We start from the raw sequence: 20,231 nt of genomic DNA on the forward strand, positions 1-20,231 counted from the left end.
GATCCTCCTGGACTGTCTGCTCGGCGCGGTGGGTGCCGTTGCGATGGGTGGGGCCGGGTCAGCCGGCGTTCGGGCTGGCCGAGGGGGCGCCCGAGCCGGTCGGCGCCGGCGCCGGGGTCGACGCCCCGGTGCTCGGCTCGCCGACGGTGAGGCTCTGGATCACCACGTCGGTCTTGGGCTTGACCTTCGCCCCCGCCCCATTGTCCACGGTCGGCAGGCCGCCGATCTTCTCCAGGACGTCGAGGCCGCCCGTGACCTTCCCGATCACCGGGTACGTCGGCTGCGGCGGGTTGTAGTCCTTGAAGAAGAGCAGGAACTGGCTGCCGTTCGCGCCCGGTGGGTTGGCGACCATCGCCACCGTGCCCTTCGGGTACGCGGGCGGCTGGTTCGCCGCGGGGCTCGCGGACGGGCTGGGCGACGGGACCTCGGGCACGTTCTCGTCGTAGAACGAGTAGGTCGGCCCGCCCAGGCCGGTGCCGCTCGGGTCGCCGCACCGCAGCGCGCCCTCCGCGGTGATCTCGTGGCACTTGGTGTTGTCGTAGAACGACCGGCTCGCCAGGTGGGCGATGCTCGCGCCGGCGCACGGCGCGGCGGCCAGGTCGAGGTCGGCGGTGATCGGCGCGCCCTGGTTGGTGGTCACCGTCATCGTGCGCGTGCCGTCGGTGGGCAGGCCCGTGGTGGCGGGCGTGCCCACGTCCTTGAGGTTGGTGTTGGCGGTGGCGTCCTGCGGGGTCCAGAGGCAGACCTCGTCGGCGGCCGTGTCCTTGGCCGGCTCGGAGTCGAAGGCACCGAGCGCCCAGGCGGAGCCGACCACGATCAGCGCGAGCACCACGGCCGCGCCCACCCCGGCCTGGATCTGCCGGCGGCGGCGGACCCGCGCCGCGCGCCGGGCCATCTGCCGATCGAGCTTGGCCCGCGCCAGTTTGCGCTGCCGGTCCCTGCTGGAAGCCACCCGTGCTCCCCTTCCTCTACCCTGGTCGTCACCGGCGTCCCGGGCGTTTCGCGCCCGTGCGGGCCAGTGCGCCACGCCACACGCCCGCCAGAGTGTACGGCCACCGGCTGTGAATGTGGTGTACGAGGTCCAGGCTGCCCGTATCGGAGCGCATCGCTGTGCCCGGTGGGACCGGCGGGACGGATGGTCCGCCGAAAGCCGACGGTCCCGCCGGTTAGGCTGATCAGGACGGACCCCGGCTCGACGGAAAGGGGAGCGGACGTGCTCGTGGCCGGCTTTCCCGCCGACGCCTTCGGCACCAACTGCTACGTGGTCGCCGCGGCGCCGGGGGAGCAGTGCGTGGTGGTCGACCCCGGGATCGGGGTGCTCGACCGGCTCGACGCCGTGCTCGCCGAGCACCGCCTGCACCCGGCCGCCGTGCTGCTCACCCACGGCCATCTCGACCACACCTTCTCGGTGGCGCCCGTCTGCGGCGCGCGGGGCATTCCGGCGTACGTCCACCCGGGCGACCGCGAGATGCTCGCCGACCCGGCCAAGGGGCTCTCGGCGGACCTCACGGCGCTGTTCGGCGGCCGGCTGCCGTACACCGAGCCGGAGGACGTGGCCGAGCTGACCGACGGCGCCACCCTGCGCCTCGCCGGCCTGGAGTTCACCGTCGACCACGCCCCCGGCCATACCGGCGGGTCGGTGCTGTTCCGGATGCCCGGCGCCGGCTCGCGCTGGGAGGCCGACGAGATCTGCCTCTCCGGCGACGTGCTCTTCGCGGGCTCGATCGGTCGCACCGACCTGCCGGGCGGCAGCATGCCGGCCATGCTCGCCAGCCTGCGGGGCAAGATCCTCCCGCTGGCGGACGACACGGTCGTCCTGCCCGGCCACGGCCCCACGACCACGATCGGCCGCGAGCGCGCGACCAACCCGTACCTCATCGAGGTGGCGGAGTCCGGCGGCGCGCGCCCGGCCGCGCCCACCCGCGGTCTGTGACGACCGCGACCCACGACCTCACCGCGCCGCCCGCGCGGCATCCAAGGAGTACGCGATGAGCAAGCCCACGCCCATCTCCGGCTTCCCGGAGTGGACGCCCGCCCAGCGGATGATCGAGCAGTTCGTGCTCGACCGCATCCGCGACACCTTCGAGCTGTACGGGTTCGCCCCGCTGGAGACCCGCGCGGTGGAGCCCCTCGACCAGCTGCTGCGCAAGGGGGAGACCTCCAAGGAGGTCTACGTGATCCGGCGGCTGCAGGGCGAGGAGCACGGCGGCGCGGGCGACGACGCGCTCGGCCTGCACTTCGACCTGACCGTGCCGTTCGCGCGGTACGTGCTGGAGAACGCCGGCAAGCTGCAGTTCCCGTTCCGCCGCTACCAGATCCAGAAGGTGTGGCGGGGGGAGCGGCCGCAGGAGGGGCGCTACCGCGAGTTCGTCCAGGCCGACATCGACATCGTCGACCGGGACACGCTCGCCCCGCACCACGAGGCGGAGATGCCGCTGGTGATCGGGGACGCGCTGCGGTCCCTGCCGATCCCCGAGGTCCGGATCCAGGTCAACAACCGCAAGATTTGTGAGGGCTTCTACCGGGGCATCGGGCTGACCGACCCGGAGGCGGCGCTGCGCGCCGTGGACAAGCTCGACAAGATCGGCCCGGCGAAGGTGGCCGAGCTGCTGGCCGAGACCGCCGGGGCGAGCGAGGCGCAGGCCAAGGCGTGCCTGGCGCTGGCGGAGATCTCCGCCCCGGACGCGTCGTTCGCCGACGCGGTGCGCGCCCTCGGCGTGAGCGACCCGCTGCTGGAGGAGGGGATCGCCGAGCTGGTGCGGGTGGTGGAGACGGCCGCCGAGCACGCGCCGGGCCTGTGCGTGGCCGACCTGCGGATCGCGCGCGGCCTCGACTACTACACGGGGACGGTCTACGAGACCCAGCTGCGCGGCTACGAGCGGTACGGCTCGATCTGCTCCGGCGGCCGGTACGACAACCTGGCCAGCTCCGGCGCCGTACGGTTCCCCGGGGTGGGGATCTCGATCGGGGTCACCCGGCTGCTCGGCCTGCTGTTCGGCACCGGCGGGCTGTCCATCTCCCGGGACGTGCCGACCTGCGTCCTCGTGGCGGTGACCACGGAGGAGCAGCGGGCGGCCAGCAACCGGGTGGCCGACGCGCTGCGCCGGCGCGGCATCCCGACGGAGGTCTCGCCGAGCGCCGCGAAGTTCGGCAAGCAGATCCGCCACGCGGAGCGCCGCGGCATCCCGTACGTCTGGTTCCCGGGCACGGACGGCGCGCAGGACGAGGTGAAGGACATCCGCTCCGGCGACCAGCTCCCCGCGACCCCGCACACGTGGACCCCACCGGCGGAGGACCTGAAGCCGCTGGTGAGCTGACCCCACGGGGGGAGGGGGCTAGAGCTCGACCACCACGCGGCCTCGGGAGCCGGACTTCTCGGCGGCGTCGTGGGCGTCGGCGATGCGGTCGAGGGGGTACCGGCCGACGATCGGGTAGCGCAGGTCGCCCGCCTCGACCGCCTCGGTCAGCGCGGCGGCCGCCGCCCGGTTGGCGTCCTCGGGGAAGTCGTCGTTGCTGAGGAACCGCACGGTGACGTTCTTGAAGCCGAGCGGCCAGTACGGGACCTGCGGCTCGGCGTTGCCCGTCGCGTACGTGGCGACGGTGCCACCGACGCGCAGGACCTCCAGATCGGTGGCGATGCCGGTGTCGAACGCGACCTCGGCGACCCGGTCGACGCCGTCGGGCGCCACGGCACGGATCTGGTCCACGTCCGCGGCGGTTCCGGCCGTGACGACGACGTGGTGGGCGCCGGCCGCCAGCGCCGGTGTCCGCTGGTCGGGGTGCCGCACGGTGGCGATCACGGTGGCGCCGCCGCGGCGGGCGACGGCGAGGGCGGCCCGGCCCACGGCGCCGAGCGCCCCCGTCACGAGGACCGTCCGCCCCGCCACCGGTCCGTCGGCGAAGACCGCCCGGTGGGCCGTGATGCCGGGGATCCCGAGCAGGGCGCCCTGCTCCAACGGCGCGCCGTCGGGCAGGTCCACGGCGTGCGCCGCCGGCACGGTCACGTACTCGGCGGCGGTGCCGAACGGGCGGTACGACTGGGCGAGGTACACCCAGACCCGGCTTCCGACGCGCGCCGCGTCGACACCGGGGCCGACGGCGTCGATCGTGCCGGCGCCGTCGCCGTGCGGGATCACCCGCGGGTAGGCCATCGTGGAGCCCCACCAGCCCCGCCGCTTGCCGAGGTCTCCGACGTGCACACCGGAGAAGGCCACCCGTACGCGCACCTCGCCGGGCCCCGGCTCGGGCGTGGGCACCTCGCCGACCTGCAGGACGTCGTGGGCGTCGCCCTGCCGCTCGTAGAACGCCGCACGCATCACCGCTCGCCTCCGGCCAGGGTGCCCTCCTCGGCGCTGACCACGCTGTCGATCGCCGCGAAGAACGCCGCGATGCCCGGCAGGTTCGCGCCCTTCGCGCGGGAGGCCGCGAAGTCCTCGGCGCTGCGCCAGCGCACGATGTCCAGCCATTCGCCGTCGGGCAGCCGGACCAGGTCGGCGTCGAGGAAACCGGCCCGGTCGGCGCGGAAGTCGGCGAGCATCGCCGGCCGGGCGGCCAGCAACGCGTCGGTCTGCTCCGGCAGGACGCGGAATCGCGTCAGTTCCACGGTCGTCATCTCACCCACACCCCTCAGTAGTAACCTGCGTTGATAGTATCCGGAGGTGACTAAATCGGAGCGGCGAAGCGAGCGGAAGCGACGTGATCCGGATCTCGGGGTCCTCCTCGGGCAGCTGCTGTTCGCGTTCCAGGACGAGCTGTTCGCCACCCTCGCCGCCCAGGGGCACCCCGACCTGCGGCCACGCCACGGCGTCGTGCTCGCGTACCTCGACGCCGAGGGCAGCCGGGCCACCGAGCTGGCCCGGCAGTCCGGGCAGCACAAGCAGGTCGTGGGCAAACTGGTCGACGAGCTGGAGGCGCTCGGGTACGTGGAGCGGCGGCCGGACCCCACCGACCGGCGGGCCAAGCTCGTGTCGCCGACCGCCCGCGGCCTGGACCAGATGGCGAGGTCGGACGCGATCGTGGCGGCGATCGAGGCGCGGCACGCGCGGGCCGTCGGCGCGGAGACCTACCGGGCGTTCAAGGCGGTCCTCCGCGAGGTGACCGAGGGCCAGCGCGCGCCGAGATCGTGACCACGCCTCCGCGATCTTGCACTTTGCGCCCGGGCGAAAGGGGCAGATGCCTCGATCCACGGGCCGGAAGTGCAAGATCGCGGGGGAGTCGGGGGCGGGGGCGTCGGGCGGGGGGTGTTAGGGCACGGGGAACAGGAGGCAGCTGCTCGTGGCGTGGGCTACGAGGCGGCCGCCGGTGTCCGTGAGGCGGGCCTCGGCCAGCGCCGTGCGGCGGCCGCGTTGCAGCACCGTGCCCTCGCACCGCAGGGTCCCGGAGTCGACGGTGACCGGGCGCAGGAACTTCACGTTCAGGTCGAGCGAGGTGTAGCCCATCCCGGCCGGCAGCGTGCTGTGCACGGCGCAGCCGGCGGCGGTGTCGAGCAGGGTCGAGATGACGCCCCCGTGGACGCTGCCGAGCGGGTTGTAGTGGAACTCCTGGGGCACCAGTTCGACGACGACGCGTCCCTCGTCGGCCGTCAACCGTGACATGTCGAGCAGGTGCATGACCGGCGGCGCGGCCAGCTCGCCGGCGGTCATCGCCCGGAGCAGCTCGAGCCCGCTGCGGCGGCCCAGCTGCGCGGCGTTCTCGGCGGGGTCGGACCAGGAGAAGGTACGGCTGCGGACCGGTTCCTGCGTCTGCGTCATGGACTCAGCCTGGCAGCCGGTTGCTGAGTCTGTCAACGAGACCTAGCCTGGTCGCCATGAGGCCCGAGGCGCTGGACTGGTCGGTGGAGAACTGCACGATCGCCCGGGCGATGGAGATCCTCGGTGAGAAGTGGACCCTCGTGGTGCTCCGCGAGGTGTTCAACGGGATCCGCCGCTTCGACGACATGCGGGTCCGCACCGCCATCCCGCGACAGGTGCTCACGAACCGGCTGGCGACGCTCGTCGAGCGGGGTGTGCTGCGCCGCGAGCCGTACCGGGAACCGGGCAGCCGGCTGCGCTACGAGTACCGGCTCACCGAGAAGGGTCTCGACCTCTGGCCGGTGCTCGTCGCCGTGCTCGGGTGGGGCGACCGCCACCTCGCCGACCCGGACGGTTCACCGGTCAGCGTGGGGCACCGCGACTGTGGCGCCGAGGTCCACGTCGAGCTGCGTTGCGCGAAGGGGCACCGCCTCGACTCGCCGCGCGACGTGGTGCCCCGGCCGGGTCCCGGTGCGCGTCGCCGGGTGGGCGCCACCTCATGATCGCCGGGGTCTGTGGCGGCCGTCGGGGCCGGAACGGCGTGAGCAGATGATATAGACGGGCATCTTTGTCCGCGACGTGTCCGGCCAGGACCGCCTTTCTCGGGATGAAAGGGGCGGAACACAGTCTTGCTGAGGATCTTAAGTATGTGAATACTTCAGTGAGGTTCGGCCGGTTCCCCCAGTTCGGCCGGACCCTTTCCGGGCCCCGCCGCCCCCGGCGCGGGCCGTCACCCCCGCCCTGGAGGTTGTTACATGCGACCCACGAGGTCCACGCTCCGCCACGCCGCCACCGTCGCCGTGGCCGGCACCCTGGTCGTCGGCTCGCTCATCGGCGCGCCCGCCCAGGCCGCCCCCGTCGCCTCCCCCGACGCCGCCACCAGCCTGTCCGAACGGCTGGGCGCCCGCTCCGCCGGCACGTACGCCGACGCCAGCGGCAAGATGATCGTCACGGTGACCGACGAGGCCGCCGCCCGCGAGGTCCGCGCCGCCGGCGCGACCCCGAGGTTCGTCCAGCGCGGCGCCGCCGAGCTCAACCGGGTGACCGCCGACCTGGAGAGCAGCGTCAAGATCCCGGGCACCGCCTGGTGGACCGACCCGGTGAGCAACCAGGTCGTCATCTCGGTCGACAGCACGGTGACCGGTGCCAAGCTGGAGCGGGTCAAGGCCGCCGCGGCGCGCGCCAACGGCGCCCTGCGGGTCGAGTCCGAGGCCGGCGTGCTCAGCACCCGGATCTCCGGTGGCCAGGCCATCTACGCCGGCGGCGGCGGCCGCTGCTCGCTCGGCTTCAACGTGCGCAGCAGCAGCGGCGTCTACTACTTCCTGACCGCCGGGCACTGCACCAACATCTCGTCGAGCTGGTACTCGAACTCCTCCCAGACGAGCCTGCTCGGCACTCGCGCCGGGTCGAGCTTCCCCGGTAACGACTACGGCATCGTCCGGCACAGCAACTCCGCCAACGCGGCCGGCAACGTCTACCTCTACAACGGCAGCTACCGGGACGTCACCGGTGCGGCCAACGCCGTCGTGGGCCAGACCGTGCAGCGCTCCGGCAGCACCACCGGCCTGCGCAGCGGCAGCGTGCAGGCGCTCAACGCCACGGTGAACTACGCCGAGGGCAGCGTCTCCGGTCTGATCCGGACGAACGTCTGCGCCGAGCCGGGCGACAGTGGCGGCTCGCTCTTCGCGGGCAGCAGCGCCATCGGCCTCACCTCCGGCGGCAGCGGCAACTGCCGCACCGGCGGCACCACCTACTTCCAGCCGGTCACCGAGGCGCTGAGCGCCTACGGCGTCAGCATCCTCTGACCGTCACCCCGCCAGCGGGCCGCCGGAGCCATCCGGCGGCCCGCCCCGCGTGTCCGCACCGGCGGGCCGCGCCTCCCGTCCCGCCGTGGGCACCCGCAACCGGCCGCGCCGTCGAACCCGGTCCGCCAGCCGGTCAGCGGAGCCGGCCGCGCCGCCGTGCGGCGGGCCCGCGGGAGAGGCGGCGACCGCCGGGTCGTACCGCCGCCGTCCGCCGGCCGGCGGCGGGCGCCCCGGCGGCGGCCCACGCGAGCTGCGCCCGCCGGGCCGACAGGACGGCCAGCAGCGGCCAGAGCGCGGCGGCCAGGGCCGTCACCCGCTCGGCCAACCCGGCCCGGGACCCGCCGGTCACCTCGAACGCGAACCAGCCGAAGAGGAGCAGCAGCAGCGCCGTGACGCTCAACCCCACGGCCCGGCGGAACGCCCAGGGTGGGTCGGGGCGCCCGATCCCTGCGCCGGGCGGCAGTCGCAGCGCCGAACCGGCCGGCCAGAGCGCCAGGGACAGCACGGCCACGGTCGCCACGGTGCCGTGGGCGAGCGACCCGCCGACCGGCGGCCGGGGAAAGGCGATCAGCGCGATCGTGGCCACCCCGCCCACCGCGAGCAGGAAGCGACTCGGCAGCCCGGCCGCGTGCAGCACGGCGGCGATCACCAGGTAGCAGGCGCCGAACAGCACCAGGGCGCCCGTCATGATCCAGGAGTCGGTGGCGTCCCGGCCGGCCAGTTCGCTGATGGTGTCCCGGACCGGGTCGTACCCGGCGGGCTGCCGCGCCCCGGCGACCGTCCAGCCGCCCACCAGCAGCACGGGTGCCGCCGCCGCCGTGGCGACGGCCCAGGACGGTACGGCCCGCATCCGGCCACCGTAGCCGCCGCTCTCGCCCGCCGGGCCCGGTTCGTCCACCAGCCACCGGAGGAATCGTGCCCGGCGTGCCGGGTGCCCGGAGCGACGGCGGTCGCCCCTGACAGAATGCCGGTGAGGACTGTTCCACGATGAGGAGTTGCCAGCCGTGATCCGTACCCACAATGCCGGAAGCCTGCGCGCCGCGGACGCCGGCTCGACGGTGACGCTCGCCGGCTGGGTGGCCCGCCGCCGCGACCACGGCGGCGTCATCTTCGTCGACCTGCGCGACGGCTCCGGTGTGGTCCAGGTGGTGTTCCGCGAGGAGGACGCGCACGCGCTGCGCAACGAGTTCTGCGTGAAGGTCACCGGCGAGGTGACCCGCCGCCCGGAGGGCAACGAGAACCCGGACCTGCCGACCGGCGAGATCGAGATGACCGCCACCGAGCTGGAGGTGCTGTCCGAGGCCGCGCCGCTGCCGCTGCCCGTGGACGACCAGGTCGAGGCCGGCGACGACATCCGGCTCAAGTACCGCTACCTGGACCTGCGCCGCAGCGGCCCCGCGACCGCCATGCGGCTGCGCTCCCGGGCCAACCAGCTCGCCCGCGCCGTGCTCCACGAGCGGGACTTCCTGGAGATCGAGACCCCGACCCTCACCCGCTCCACCCCGGAGGGCGCCCGCGACTTCCTGGTGCCGGTGCGGCTGCAGCCCGGCAGCTGGTACGCGCTGCCGCAGTCGCCGCAGCTGTTCAAGCAGCTGCTCATGGTCGGCGGCATGGAACGCTACTACCAGATCGCCCGCTGCTACCGGGACGAGGACTTCCGGGCCGACCGGCAGCCCGAGTTCACCCAGCTCGACATCGAGATGTCCTTCGTCACCGAGGACGACGTGATCGACCTCGGCGAGGCCATCGTGTCGGCGCTCTGGTCCGACCTGGCCGGCCACGAGATCCCCCGCCCGATCCCGCGGATCACCTGGCACGACGCGATGGCCCGGTACGGCTCCGACAAGCCGGACCTGCGCTACGGGGTCGAGCTGACCGAGCTGACCGACTACCTGCGCGGCACCGAGTTCCGGGTCTTCGCCGGCGCGATCGACGCCGGCGGGTACGTCGGCGCGGTGGTCATGCCGGGCGGCGCGAGCCAGACCCGCAAGGAGCTGGACGGCTGGCAGGACTGGGCCAAGGCGCGCGGCGCGCGGGGCCTCGCGTACGTGGTGCTCGACGCGGAGACGGGCGAGGCGCGCGGCCCGGTGGCGAAGAACCTCTCCGAGGCGCACCTCGCGGGGCTGGCCGACGCGGTCGGCGCCAAGCCGGGCGACGCCATCTTCTTCGCGGCCAGCACGAACACCCGGGAGGCGCAGGAGCTGCTCGGCGCGGCCCGCATCGAGATCGCCCGCCGTGCCGGCCTGGTCGACGAGAGCGCGTGGGCGTTCTGCTGGGTGGTCGACGCGCCGATGTTCGAGAAGACGGACGAGGGTGGCTGGACGGCCGTGCACCACCCGTTCACGTCGCCGAACGCCGAGTGGGTGGACCGGTTCGAGGAGGCGCCGGACCGGGCGCTCGCCTACGCGTACGACATCGTCTGCAACGGCAACGAGATCGGCGGTGGCTCGATCCGTATCCACCGGGGTGACGTGCAGAAGCGGGTGTTCGACCTGCTCGGCATCACGCCCGAGGAGGCGCAGGACAAGTTCGGCTTCCTGCTGGAGGCGTTCAAGTACGGCGCGCCGCCGCACGGCGGCATCGCCTTCGGCTGGGACCGGATCTGCATGCTGCTCGCCGGCGCCGACTCGATCCGCGAGGTCATCGCCTTCCCGAAGACCCGGGGTGGCTTCGACCCGCTGACCGGCGCGCCGACGCCCATCACCGCGCAGCAGCGCACCGAGGCCGGCATCGACGCCAAGCCCAAGCCGCAGGCGGCGCCGCACGGCGGCACCGCGGGCCCCGCCGCCCCGGTGGCCGACCCGACCTGACGGGTTCCGTCGCCGCGTTCGTGGCCGATCAGGAGGTTTGCGTCATGATCGCGTGTCGGGACGACGCAAACCTCTTGATCATCGGCTGGAAGGGGGCGGCGTGACCGTACTCGCGGTGGGCGCCAGCGGGTTCCTCGGCGCCGAGGTGTGCCGGCGGGCCGCCGCGGCGGGCGAGCGCGTGGTGGGGACGTACCGCAGCGGGCCCGTCGAGGTGGCCGGCGTCGAGGCGCAGCGGCTCGACGTCACCGACCGGGCGGCCGTCCGCGCACTGCTCGCGCGGGTGCGGCCCACCGTGGTGGTGGGCACCCCCTACCGCTACGGGGACTGGGCGGTGACCGCGGACGGGGCGGCGCACGTCGCGTACGCCGCCGCCGAGGTGGGCGCGCGGCTCGTGCACATCTCGAGCGACGCGGTGCACGGCGGCCGTCCCGAGCCGTACGCCGACGACGATCCGCCCAGCCCGATCTTCCCGTACGGGGCCGCGAAGGCGGCGGCCGAGACCGCGGTCCGCGCGATCGACCCGAGTGCGGTGCTCGTCCGGACGTCGCTGATCGTGGGGGAGCGGAGCAAGCAGATCCAGCTCTGCCGGGACGCGCTCGCGGGACGGGCCGTCCTGTTCACCGACGAGCTCCGCTGCCCCATCGACGTGACGGACCTGGCCGCGGCCGTGCTCGAGCTGGCCGGCACCGACTACGCGGGCCTGGTGAACGTGGCCGGCCCGGACGCGGTGAGCCGTGCCGAACTCGGCCTGCTCGTGGCACGCCACGAAGGGCTCGACCCGGCCGGGATAAAGACCGCCACCGGCGTCGAGTGCGGCGTCGTGCGCCCCACCGACGTACGCCTCGACTCCTCCCGCGCCGCCGGCCTGCTGCGGATGCGGCTGCGCGGCGTACGCGAACTCCTCGCCTGACCTTTTCGATCCCCTGCCGCACACATGCACACTTCCTGTGCACAACTATTGTGCACAGAAAGTGTGCACAGCTATTGTGCATGCATGGCACACGAGAAGTCGGCCCCGCGCACCGTCCACCTGGACGCCGGCCAGGTCCGCACCCTCGCCCACCCGCTGCGGATGCGGCTCCTCGGCACGCTGCGGGTGGACGGCCCGGCCACCGCCACCTCGCTGGCCGAGAAGCTGGGCACCAACACCGGGGCGACGAGCTACCACCTGCGGCAGCTCGCCGAGGTGGGTCTGGTCACGGAGGACCCCGACCGGGGCACCGGCCGGCAGCGCTGGTGGCGTGCCGAGCACGACATCAGCAACTTCGAGCCGAGCGAATTCGACGACGACCCCGACACCCGGGCGGCCGTGCGGTGGATCGAGGCCAACCACATCCGGCTGTGGGCCGAGCAGGCGGAGCGGTGGATGGCGTCCGCGGACGAGCACTCCCGCGAGTGGCGGGACGCCGCCGCCCTGAGCGACATGGTTCTGACGCTCGACCCCGGCCGCCTCCGGGCGCTGAACGACGAGCTGTGGCGCGTGGTCATGCGCTACCACGAGGAGCCGCCCTCGGACGGGCCGGACGCCCGGCAGGTCCACGTCTTCCTGGCCGCGTTCCCCCGGGTGGAGGAGAAGCCGTGAGCGCCCTGTCCGTCAGTCAGGTCCGGCGTCGCTACCTCGTCCTGCACGGCCTGCGCTGGCTGCCCACCGGCCTCACGATCCCCGTGATGATCCTGCTCATGCAGGAGCGGGGCCTGTCCCTGTCGCAGATCGGCCTGGTGTCGGTCGCGCAGGGCCTGGTCGTGCTGGCGCTGGAGCTGCCGACCGGCGGGTTCGCCGACGCGCTCGGCCGGCGGCCGGTCCTGGTGGCGGCCTGGATCATCAACCTGGCCTCTCTCCTGCTCTTCAGCGTGGCCGACTCCTCCGCGCTCTTCTTCCTGGTCTGGGCGTTGCAGGGGGTCTTCCGCGCGCTGGACAGCGGCCCGCTGGAGTCCTGGTACGTCGACGCGACGCTGGCCGCCGATCCGGACGCGAAGTACGAGGCCGGGCTCGGCTACGCGGGGACCGTCATCGGCGTGGCCATCGGCGCCGGCGCGCTGATCGGCGGCGGGCTGGTGGCGCTCGGCCCGGTCGGCCCGGTCAGCGCGCTCACCGTCCCGGTCCTGGCCGCCGCCGCGCTCCAGGCCGTGGCCCTCGTGGCGCTGCTCGTGCTGCTGCCGGAGGTCCGCCGCGGCCCGGGCGGCGGCGGGTTGCGGGCATCGATCGTCGAGGCGCCGCGGATGGTCGGGCAGGCGGTCGGCCTGCTGCGCCGCTCCCGGGTGCTGCTCGCCCTGGTGGCCGTCGAGCTGTTCTGGGGCTTCGGCATGGTGACCTTCGAGTCGCTGCTCCCGGTCCGCCTCTCCGAGGTCGTGGGCGGCGCCGAGCGGGCCGCCGCGCTGCTCGGGCCCGCGAGCTCGGCGGCGTGGCTCGCCCAGGCGGCCGGCGCCGCGCTCACCCCGCTGCTGCTGCGCTGGCTGGGCGCCGCGCCGAGCGCCGCGCTCCTGCGGATCGTCCAGGGCGTCACGGTGGTCGGCATGGGCCTGTTCGCCGGACCGGTCGGCGTGCTGATCGCGTACCTCGCCTGCTACGCCGTGCACGGCACGTCGAACCCGCTGCACATGGGACTGGTCCACCGGCAGGTCGACGGGCCGCACCGCACGAGCGTCATCTCACTGAACTCGATGATGGGTCAGCCGGGCTTCGCGATCGGCGCCGTGGTGCTCACGGCGCTCGCCGACCGGTCCAGTGTGACCACCGCGATGCTGGTCGGCGCGGTGGTGCTCGCCGTCGCCGCGCCGCTCTACCTCCCCGCCTGGCGGGCGGGTCGGGCACCGGCCGCGCCGGCTGTCGAGGCGGCCGCCGCGGTACCGGACCAGCCGGGCGTCGCGCCGGCCGGCACGGACGGGCCGGCCGCGGTCGCCGACACGCTCGGGTCCACGAGGGGCGGCTGAGGCGGCGCGCGGGCGGCCGGCACCGGCGCCGCGGGGTCGTGCACGGGATCCCGCGGCGCCGCACCACATCGGACGGGGGTGGCTCAGGCGAGGCGTACGGAGCTGCGGGGGAGGGCGTTGGTGAAGCCGAGCCGCCGGTAGAGTCGGATCGCTCCGGCGTTGGCGGTGAAGACGCCCAGCGCGGCGAGGTCGAAGCGGGCCAACAACGCGCGGGTCATCCCGGCGGTCAGCGCCGCGCCGAGCCCGCGTCCGCGTTCGGCCGGTGCGACGGTCAGCCCCGCGAGGAAGCCGATGTCGCCCCGGCTGCGATCGGCGCCGCAGGCCACCAGCCGGTCACCGTCGCGGATGCCGTACCAGTCGACGACCCGGGGGTCGCCGGGCCGGGACGTGGTGGTCGGGAACGCCTCCTCGATGAGCGCGGCGAGCGCCGGGTGATCGGCCTCGGTGAGCCGCACCACCCGCTCCTCGCCCGGCTGCTGCGGCGGTGGCACGGTCGTCCAGAGGAAGTCCCACTCGTCGTGCGTGGTCACGGGCAGCCGGCCGGCGAGATCGGCCGGGTCGAGCCGGGGCAGGTGCACCCACTGGCCCGGTCCGAGCACGCCGTCCGCGACGAGCGCGGTGCAGACGTCCAGCGCCGGCCCCGGCGCGCCGAGGGCGCCGCCGGCCGGCCCGTGCTCGGGCGGCAGCAACCAGAACACCGCGCCGTCGCGCCGGTAGCCGCGGGGATCGCTGCCCCGCCACAGGGAGTGACGGGCGTACGGGTGGTGGCCGGCGGCGGCCAGGACGGCGTCCCGGCCGTGCAGGACCTGGTCGGCGATGATCATGCCCCCAGCCTAGGACCGCCGTCGGGGCCCGTCCGCGGGTGCCCCGACCGGCCGACCCGGTCCACCGTGGAGATTGACGATCGGACCGATTGGGTACATCCCGCGCCGACCTACTGGGAACCCCCACCGGAGGGACGACATGCTCGCCATTCTCGCGGCGATCGTATTCGGGTTCGCCCTGCTGCTCGATCTCATGGACACCAACTTCGGCGCACCGGACCTGTTCAACTGGAACACCCTCGTGCTCATCGGCCTGCTGCTGCTCGCCCTCTACCTCGCGGGCGTCGGTCGCGGCCCCGCCGGAGGTGGCGGCGGTCGCTGGTACCGGGGCCGCCGTCCGGGACGCGGCTGACCGTAACGGATCACCGAGGGCCGGCCCCGTGGCGCGATTCCGGCGCCGCGGGTCCGGCCCGGTACTGTTTCCGTGATGGAGTCCGACGCCCTCTTCTCCCTCGGTGAACCCGCCGGAGCGCCCAGCGCACCCGCGGGTTCCGGCGGTGTGGACGGGTTCACCGCGGCGGGACCGGATTCGCCGTTGCCCGTCCGGATGCGCCCCGCCACCCTCGACGAGCTGGTGGGGCAGGACCACCTGCTCGCGCCGGGGGCGCCGCTGCGCCAGCTCGTGTCGGGCGGCGCGCCCATGTCGGTCATCCTCTGGGGGCCTCCGGGCAGCGGCAAGACCACCATCGCGCACCTCGTCGCGCGGGCCACCGACCGCCGGTTCGTCGCCATGTCGGCGCTCTCGGCCGGGGTCAAGGACGTCCGCGCCGTCATCGAGGCGGCCCGCCGGCAGCGCCGCGCCGGTGGCCCGCAGACCGTGCTGTTCATCGACGAGGTGCACCGGTTCAGCAAGACCCAGCAGGACTCGCTGCTCGCCGCCGTGGAGGACCGCACCGTCACGCTGCTCGCGGCGACCACCGAGAACCCGTACTTCTCGGTCATCTCGCCGCTGTTGTCGCGCTGCGTGCTGCTGACCCTGCAACCGCTCGACGACGACGCGGTACGCGGCCTGCTGCGCCGGGCGGTCGCCGACGAACGGGGCCTCGGCGGCGTCCTCACCCTCGACCCGCCCGCGGAGGACCACCTCGTCCGACTCGCGGCCGGCGACGTCCGCAAGGCACTGACCGCGCTGGAGGCCGCCGCGGCGTCCGCCACCGCGCTCGGGACCGGGCGGATCGACCTCGGCACCGCCGAGCAGGCCGTGGACGTGGCCGCCGTCCGCTACGACCGGGACGGCGACGCGCACTACGACGTCATCAGCGCGTTCATCAAGAGCATGCGCGGCTCGGACGTCGACGCCGCGCTGCACTGGCTGGCCCGGATGCTGGTCGCCGGCGAGGACGCCCGGTTCATCGCCCGCCGCCTGGTCATCTTCGCGAGCGAGGACGTCGGCATGGCCGACCCGGGCGCCCTGAGCGTGGCCACGGCGGCCGCGCACGCCGTGGAGTACGTGGGCCTGCCGGAGGCGCAGCTCAACCTCGCCCAGGCGGTGATCCACCTGGCCACCGCACCCAAGTCCAACTCGGCGACCACGGCGATCGGCGCGGCGATCGCCGACGTACGCGCCGGACGCGGTGGCCCGGTGCCGCGCGGCCTGCGCGACGCCCACTACGCCGGGGCCCGCGGGCTCGGCCACGGCGCCGGCTACCGCTACCCGCACGACGACCACCGCGGTGTGCTCACCCAGCAGTACGTGCCCGACGATCTCGTCGGCACCGACTACTACCAACCCAGCCAGCACGGCGCGGAACGGTCGGTGGCCGCCCGGCTGCCGCTGCTGCGCCGGATCGTCCGCGGCCTGCCCGCCCCGGCGTCCGTCGCCGCGAACGGCGGCGCGGCGGGCTCGGCTGGCGGTCCGGCGGGTTCGGGCGGCGGTCCGGCGGGTTCGGGCGGCGGCGCTTCGGATGAGGGCGGCACCGACGCCGCCGGGAAGGGTCAGCAGTGAGATCGCGTGGTGGGGAGCGACCGGACGACGGCCCGGACGAGCGGCGCGATCCCCGCGCCAAGGGCCGCCGTTGGGGACGGGGCCGGGCCGAGGCCGAGCCGGAGGAGCCGGTCAGCGGCGAGGAGTTCGGCTGGATCGACGACCTGCGCACGGCCAAGCAGCAACGGGTCGAGCTGGGGCCCGACGCGCCGGACGCCGGCCCGCCAGCGCCTCCGCGCGGCGGTGCGCCGGTGCCACCGCCGTCCGGGCCCGGGCCGGACGCGCCCCCGCCGGGCCGGGGGCCCGCGGGCCCGCCCGCCGCGCCTCCCGTACGCCGGGGCGGGCCGGAGACCGGGCGACCGCGCCCCGCAGACGGGCCGTGGCCGGGCGCCGACGAGCCGCCCGCCGCACCTCGCCGTCCTGACCCGCAGCCGCCGGCCGCGCCGCCCGCCGGCGCGCCCGCCCCCGTCCGCCGTGCCTCGGCGCCGGTCCCCGGCGCGGGCCCGCGCCCGACCGCCGGGGCCCCGGCGGAACCACAGCCCGGTGCGTACGGCGCCCGACCGACCTCCGGCGGTCCCCGGCCCAGCCCGCAACACCCCGCCGGCGCCGGTCCGGCGACCCCGCACGGCGCCGGCCCGACCTCGGGCGGCCCGTCCGGCGCCCAGCCGCGTCCGACGCCCGGGGACCCGGCGGCGCGCGGTGCCCGACCCGGTCCCGGTGTCCAACCCGGCGCCGCCGGGCGCTACGGCCCACCGGCCCCCGGCGACCCGGGGTTCCCGGGCCCGGTGGGGCCCGCCGGTCCCGGGGCGCCGACCTCGGGCGCCGGTGTGCCGCCGGCCGCCGGCCGCGGTGTGCCGCCGACCGCCGCTCCCGGGACGCCGCCGACCTCCGGTCCCGGTGCGCCGCCGGCCGCCCGCCGCGGTGCGCCGCCATCGCCCGGTGCGCCGCTGTCACCCGGTGCGCCGCCGGTTCCCGGCGCCGGGCCGCAGCCGTCCCGCCGTGGCGTGCCACCGGCCGCCGCGGCCCCGCCGACCACGGGCCGCGGAGCGGTGCCGACGTCCGGTGCCGGCGCGCCGCCGGCCGTCGGCCGTGGACCGCAGGCGCCCGGCGGCCGTGGCGTGCCGCCCACTCCCGAGGCGCCGCAGACCGCCGGTCCCGCGGTGCCGCCGATCTCCGGACCACCGGCCGTGCGGCGGCCGGATTCCGCGCCGCCCGGTCCGCGTACCGGGCCCGATTCCGCGCCGCCCGGTCCGCATACCGGGCCCGATTCGACCGCCGGCCTGCCCGTGGGCCGGCGCGCGGCCGCCGACCCGGCCACCGCCGCCGACCTTCCACCGCTCGGGCCGGACGGACCGGGCCCCGAGCGGACCACGGATCGCGCCCGCCGGACCCCCCGCCGGCGCGGCGCGGACGATCCGGGAACCGTCCCGGACGGCGGGGCGCCGCTCACCGATGCTCCCGCCTCGCCGGGTGGCCGGCGGCGCGCGCCCGACACCGACGAGGCCACGGCCACGGGCGCGGCCGCCGCGATCCCGGGGACTTCCGGCGTGGAGCCCCGGAGCGGCCGGGCCGCCGGGCGTCGCCGGCGCGCGGCCGAGGAGCCCGAGGCAACCGCCCAGCGAGCGGACGAGACCGCCCCGGCGGGACGCCGGCGGGCGGCGGACGAGGACACCGGTTCGCACCGTGTCCCGGAGGACGGCCGCGCCGACCGTCCCGACCGTCCGGCCGACTGGCTCCGGCAGGCCGGCCGCCTGCCACACACCGATCCCAAGCTTCCGGTGGTCAACTGCGGTGGCGCGACGCCGTCCGCCCCGGTGCCCCCGCCGCCATCGGACCGCTCCACGGGGCGGCGCCCCGCCCCGGGTCTCGTCCCGCCCGGAGCGGAGCCGGCGGGTCCCCGAGCCGGCGGCCGCCGCGGCTCGCGTGCGGCCGTGCCGGGCCAGGAGCCGACCGGCGAACGGCCGATCGGTCCCCGCCCCGACAAGCCCGTCGACGGTCCGGCCGGCGGGCGCCATGGCGCGCCCGAAGAGCCGGGCCGCGACGAGCCGACCGGGCGGCGCGCCGCCGCGGCCCGTCCCGTCGACGATCCGCGGACGGCCCGCCCCGGTTCCGGACCGGCCGCCGGTCGCGGCGTACCGGCCAACCCGTCCGCCGGACCTGCCGCGGCGGGCCGCGACGTGACGCGCCCGGGCCCGGAGGCTCCGGCCCGGGGAGCCGCCCGCCCGGGCCCGGGCACCGACCCCGCGGCCCGGCCCGGCGGCGACGGCCCGGCCCGGGGAGCGGCCCGCCCCGGCGGCGACGGCGCGGCCCTGGGAGCGGCCCGCCCGGGCCCGGGCCCCGAGCCCGCGCCCGGCCTCCAGGGCGGGCCGGCGCGCGGTGCCGCCCGTCCCGGCGCCGACGCTCCCGCGCGGGCTGCCGCGCGCCCCGCGCCCGATGGCCCCGCCCGCGGGGCGGCCCGCCCGGACGCCCCGCCCGGACCCGGCCCCCATCTCGCCGGACGGTCCGGACCGGACGGTCCGGACCGCCCGCCGACCTCCGGCGGCCCGGACGACCACGTCCGGTCCGGTCCGCGCCCCGGTGGTCCGGCCGCGGCCGGGTCCGTCGGCGCGGCCCGCGTCCCCGCCGCCGGACGACCGGCCTCCGAGGATCGTGTCGCCGCCCGCGCGCTGCCACCCCAGCGTGAGCCGGGGCGACCCGAGCCGTCCGGGGTCTCGCCGATCCCGCCCCCCGGTGGGCCGGGCGAGCCGCCCGCCGTGGCCCGGGCCGCCGCCGTCGTGACACCGCCGCCGGGCCCCGAGCCGGCGGACGCGCCGCCGCTGCGCCGCGCCGCCGACGAGGACGCTCCGGAGGACGGGACCGACGCGGCCGGTGGGCTGCGCGGCGCCCGCTCGGAGCTGCGGCGGCAGATGCGCGAGCGGCGCCGGCTGCGGATGGCCGTGCTGGCACTGGTCAGCCTCGTCCTGCTCGGCGCGGTGCCGCTCTACTTCGGCTTCCGTACGCTGAGCCGCGACCCGGTCTTCGACACCCTCGACGCGCTGAGCGTGCCGGGCTGGGCGGCCACGAAGACGGTCGACGACGTCAGCGGCAGTCGGTGGTGCCTGCTCGAGTGCCGGCTGCGGGAACGCACCGTCACCTCCGAGCGGTCGCCCGAGGAGACGCTGAAGGTCTACGAGGACGCGTTGCGGCAGGACGGCTGGCGCCCGTGGAAGGTGGCCCGCTGCCCGGAACAACAGGAGAAGGGCAGCTACACCTGCTGGCGTCGGGACGAGCTCACGCTCGACCTGTGGGTGCGTCCGCCGGCCTGCGTACCGCCGCCGGTCGACGGCGAGCCGGCCATCGTGCCGTCTCCGGACCCGTCGGCCGCTGCGGGCGCGTGCCCCGGCTCGTTGGTGTCGGTGAAGGTCCGCAACGCGATCGACGACGAGCGGACCCGACCGCTGCCCAGCACCGATCCGTCACTCACCGGCGAGGATCCGTTCCCGACGTTGACGGCGGATCCGTTGGGCGAGCTGACACCAACACCGTCGTGAGCCGATTTCCATCACGGACGGTAGGGTCTGGGGCTGGCGGGCACGCCTGCTCCCGCTGACCGGCCACGGTCGCGGTGCGGCGGTCTGGGCATGACGGGTCGCGCGTTCCGGGGCGTCCGGTTCGGCGAGAAATCTGCTTGAGGAGGACAGGCGTGGGCATTTTGGAGGTCGCGGCGCTGATCGCGGCGATCGCGTTCGCGATGCTGGTGTTGATCCTGACGCTGCCCATCCTGCGGCTGCGGCACACCGTGGACGCGACCACTCGCATGATCAACGATCTGAACGACCGGACGGCCCCGCTGCTCGGCGACGTGAACACCACGGTGAAGAACGTCAACACCACGCTGGAGCAGGTGCAGACCTCCCTCGACGGCGTCAACCTCCAGCTCGCCAAGGTCGACACGATGACCGGCCACGCCCAGAACGTCACCGCCAACGTCGCCAACCTCGTCGCCGTCGTCTCGGCGGCCGCCGCCAACCCGCTGGTCAAGGTCGCGGCGTTCGGCTACGGGGTCCGCAAGGCGGCCGCGGCGCGCCGGCACGCCGAGACCGAGCGCGAGGTGCGCGACGTCATCAAGCAGCAGCGGCGCGCCGCCCGGCGCGTCGAGCACTGACCCG

19 protein-coding genes are annotated in these 20,231 nt (G+C 75.6%); 13 read left to right on the top strand and 6 right to left on the bottom strand.

What is annotated here, in order from left to right:
- Window positions 1–58 precede the first annotated feature (58 nt).
- Window positions 59–952, bottom strand: coding sequence for a peptidylprolyl isomerase (locus ACSNOA_RS12855; RefSeq protein WP_436658209.1), 894 nt, complete (start codon window positions 950–952; stop codon window positions 59–61).
- A 261-nt stretch (window positions 953–1,213) separates the two neighbouring features.
- On the opposite strand from ACSNOA_RS12855, the gene ACSNOA_RS12860 reads away from it, so the two are divergent.
- Together ACSNOA_RS12860 and hisS are read left to right on the top strand one after the other, a co-directional pair.
- The gene (locus ACSNOA_RS12860; RefSeq protein ID WP_436658210.1) at window positions 1,214–1,933 is read left to right on the top strand and encodes an MBL fold metallo-hydrolase; all 720 of its coding nucleotides are present in this window, start codon (window positions 1,214–1,216) and stop codon (window positions 1,931–1,933) included.
- 55 nt (window positions 1,934–1,988) lie between these two features.
- Window positions 1,989–3,317, top strand: a complete 1,329-nt coding sequence (gene hisS, locus ACSNOA_RS12865; protein ID WP_436658211.1) for a histidine--tRNA ligase — start codon at window positions 1,989–1,991, stop codon at window positions 3,315–3,317.
- Window positions 3,318–3,335: 18 nt separating this feature from the next.
- Here the strand turns inward: hisS and ACSNOA_RS12870 are convergent, their stop codons facing one another.
- Together ACSNOA_RS12870 and ACSNOA_RS12875 are read right to left on the bottom strand one after the other, a co-directional pair.
- Window positions 3,336–4,316: an NADPH:quinone reductase gene (locus ACSNOA_RS12870; RefSeq protein WP_436658212.1), complete on the bottom strand. Its 981-nt coding sequence runs from the start codon at window positions 4,314–4,316 to the stop codon at window positions 3,336–3,338.
- Window positions 4,316–4,603: an antibiotic biosynthesis monooxygenase gene (locus tag ACSNOA_RS12875; protein WP_436658213.1), complete on the bottom strand. Its 288-nt coding sequence runs from the start codon at window positions 4,601–4,603 to the stop codon at window positions 4,316–4,318. Before ACSNOA_RS12875 ends, ACSNOA_RS12870 begins: the two co-directional genes overlap by 1 nt.
- A gap of 55 nt (window positions 4,604–4,658) precedes the next feature.
- Here ACSNOA_RS12875 and ACSNOA_RS12880 point away from each other — a divergent pair, with 55 nt between their 5' ends.
- On the top strand, window positions 4,659–5,126 hold the full coding sequence (locus ACSNOA_RS12880) for a MarR family winged helix-turn-helix transcriptional regulator (protein WP_436658214.1): 468 nt from the start codon (window positions 4,659–4,661) through the stop codon (window positions 5,124–5,126).
- Between the two features lie 117 nt (window positions 5,127–5,243).
- On the opposite strand, the gene ACSNOA_RS12885 is transcribed toward ACSNOA_RS12880, so the two are convergent.
- The gene (locus tag ACSNOA_RS12885) at window positions 5,244–5,750 is read right to left on the bottom strand and encodes a PaaI family thioesterase (protein WP_436658215.1); all 507 of its coding nucleotides are present in this window, start codon (window positions 5,748–5,750) and stop codon (window positions 5,244–5,246) included.
- Between the two features lie 56 nt (window positions 5,751–5,806).
- On the opposite strand from ACSNOA_RS12885, the gene ACSNOA_RS12890 reads away from it, so the two are divergent.
- A complete protein-coding gene (locus ACSNOA_RS12890; protein ID WP_436658216.1) occupies window positions 5,807–6,292 on the top strand; it encodes a winged helix-turn-helix transcriptional regulator in 486 nt (161 codons plus the stop codon).
- 252 nt (window positions 6,293–6,544) lie between these two features.
- Window positions 6,545–7,594 carry a S1 family peptidase gene (locus ACSNOA_RS12895; RefSeq protein ID WP_436658217.1) on the top strand — a complete coding sequence of 350 codons (1,050 nt, stop codon included), beginning with the start codon at window positions 6,545–6,547 and terminating at the stop codon, window positions 7,592–7,594.
- Between the two features lie 133 nt (window positions 7,595–7,727).
- Here ACSNOA_RS12895 and ACSNOA_RS12900 read toward each other — a convergent pair whose 3' ends face one another.
- Complete coding sequence (locus ACSNOA_RS12900) at window positions 7,728–8,444, bottom strand: DUF998 domain-containing protein (protein WP_436658218.1); 717 nt, start codon at window positions 8,442–8,444, stop codon at window positions 7,728–7,730.
- A 154-nt stretch (window positions 8,445–8,598) separates the two neighbouring features.
- Between ACSNOA_RS12900 and aspS the strand changes: the two genes are divergently transcribed.
- From aspS to ACSNOA_RS12920, 4 genes are all read left to right on the top strand, one after another.
- Window positions 8,599–10,404, top strand: a complete 1,806-nt coding sequence (aspS, locus tag ACSNOA_RS12905) for an aspartate--tRNA ligase (protein WP_436658219.1) — start codon at window positions 8,599–8,601, stop codon at window positions 10,402–10,404.
- A 100-nt stretch (window positions 10,405–10,504) separates the two neighbouring features.
- The gene (locus tag ACSNOA_RS12910; RefSeq protein ID WP_436658220.1) at window positions 10,505–11,314 is read left to right on the top strand and encodes an SDR family oxidoreductase; all 810 of its coding nucleotides are present in this window, start codon (window positions 10,505–10,507) and stop codon (window positions 11,312–11,314) included.
- An 84-nt stretch (window positions 11,315–11,398) separates the two neighbouring features.
- Window positions 11,399–11,986: an ArsR/SmtB family transcription factor gene (locus tag ACSNOA_RS12915; protein ID WP_436658221.1), complete on the top strand. Its 588-nt coding sequence runs from the start codon at window positions 11,399–11,401 to the stop codon at window positions 11,984–11,986.
- Entirely contained in the window at window positions 11,983–13,335 is a 1,353-nt protein-coding gene (locus ACSNOA_RS12920; RefSeq protein WP_436658222.1) for an MFS transporter, read from the top strand. The genes ACSNOA_RS12915 and ACSNOA_RS12920 overlap by 4 nt, the downstream gene beginning before the upstream one ends.
- 83 nt (window positions 13,336–13,418) lie before the next feature.
- Here the strand turns inward: ACSNOA_RS12920 and ACSNOA_RS12925 are convergent, their stop codons facing one another.
- Window positions 13,419–14,159, bottom strand: coding sequence for a GNAT family N-acetyltransferase (locus ACSNOA_RS12925; RefSeq protein WP_436658223.1), 741 nt, complete (start codon window positions 14,157–14,159; stop codon window positions 13,419–13,421).
- 139 nt (window positions 14,160–14,298) lie between these two features.
- Between ACSNOA_RS12925 and ACSNOA_RS12930 the strand changes: the two genes are divergently transcribed.
- From ACSNOA_RS12930 to ACSNOA_RS12945, 4 genes are all read left to right on the top strand, one after another.
- Window positions 14,299–14,511, top strand: coding sequence for a hypothetical protein (locus ACSNOA_RS12930; protein WP_436658224.1), 213 nt, complete (start codon window positions 14,299–14,301; stop codon window positions 14,509–14,511).
- 75 nt (window positions 14,512–14,586) lie between these two features.
- Window positions 14,587–16,104 carry a replication-associated recombination protein A gene (locus ACSNOA_RS12935; protein WP_436658225.1) on the top strand — a complete coding sequence of 506 codons (1,518 nt, stop codon included), beginning with the start codon at window positions 14,587–14,589 and terminating at the stop codon, window positions 16,102–16,104.
- A gap of 2,885 nt (window positions 16,105–18,989) precedes the next feature.
- Window positions 18,990–19,613 carry a hypothetical protein gene (locus ACSNOA_RS12940; RefSeq protein WP_436658397.1) on the top strand — a complete coding sequence of 208 codons (624 nt, stop codon included), beginning with the start codon at window positions 18,990–18,992 and terminating at the stop codon, window positions 19,611–19,613.
- Window positions 19,614–19,765: 152 nt separating this feature from the next.
- Window positions 19,766–20,227: a DUF948 domain-containing protein gene (locus tag ACSNOA_RS12945; RefSeq protein WP_436658226.1), complete on the top strand. Its 462-nt coding sequence runs from the start codon at window positions 19,766–19,768 to the stop codon at window positions 20,225–20,227.
- Window positions 20,228–20,231: the final 4 nt, after the last annotated feature.

Source organism: Micromonospora sp. URMC 103, assembly GCF_051386435.1.
Classification (GTDB): domain Bacteria; phylum Actinomycetota; class Actinomycetes; order Mycobacteriales; family Micromonosporaceae; genus Micromonospora.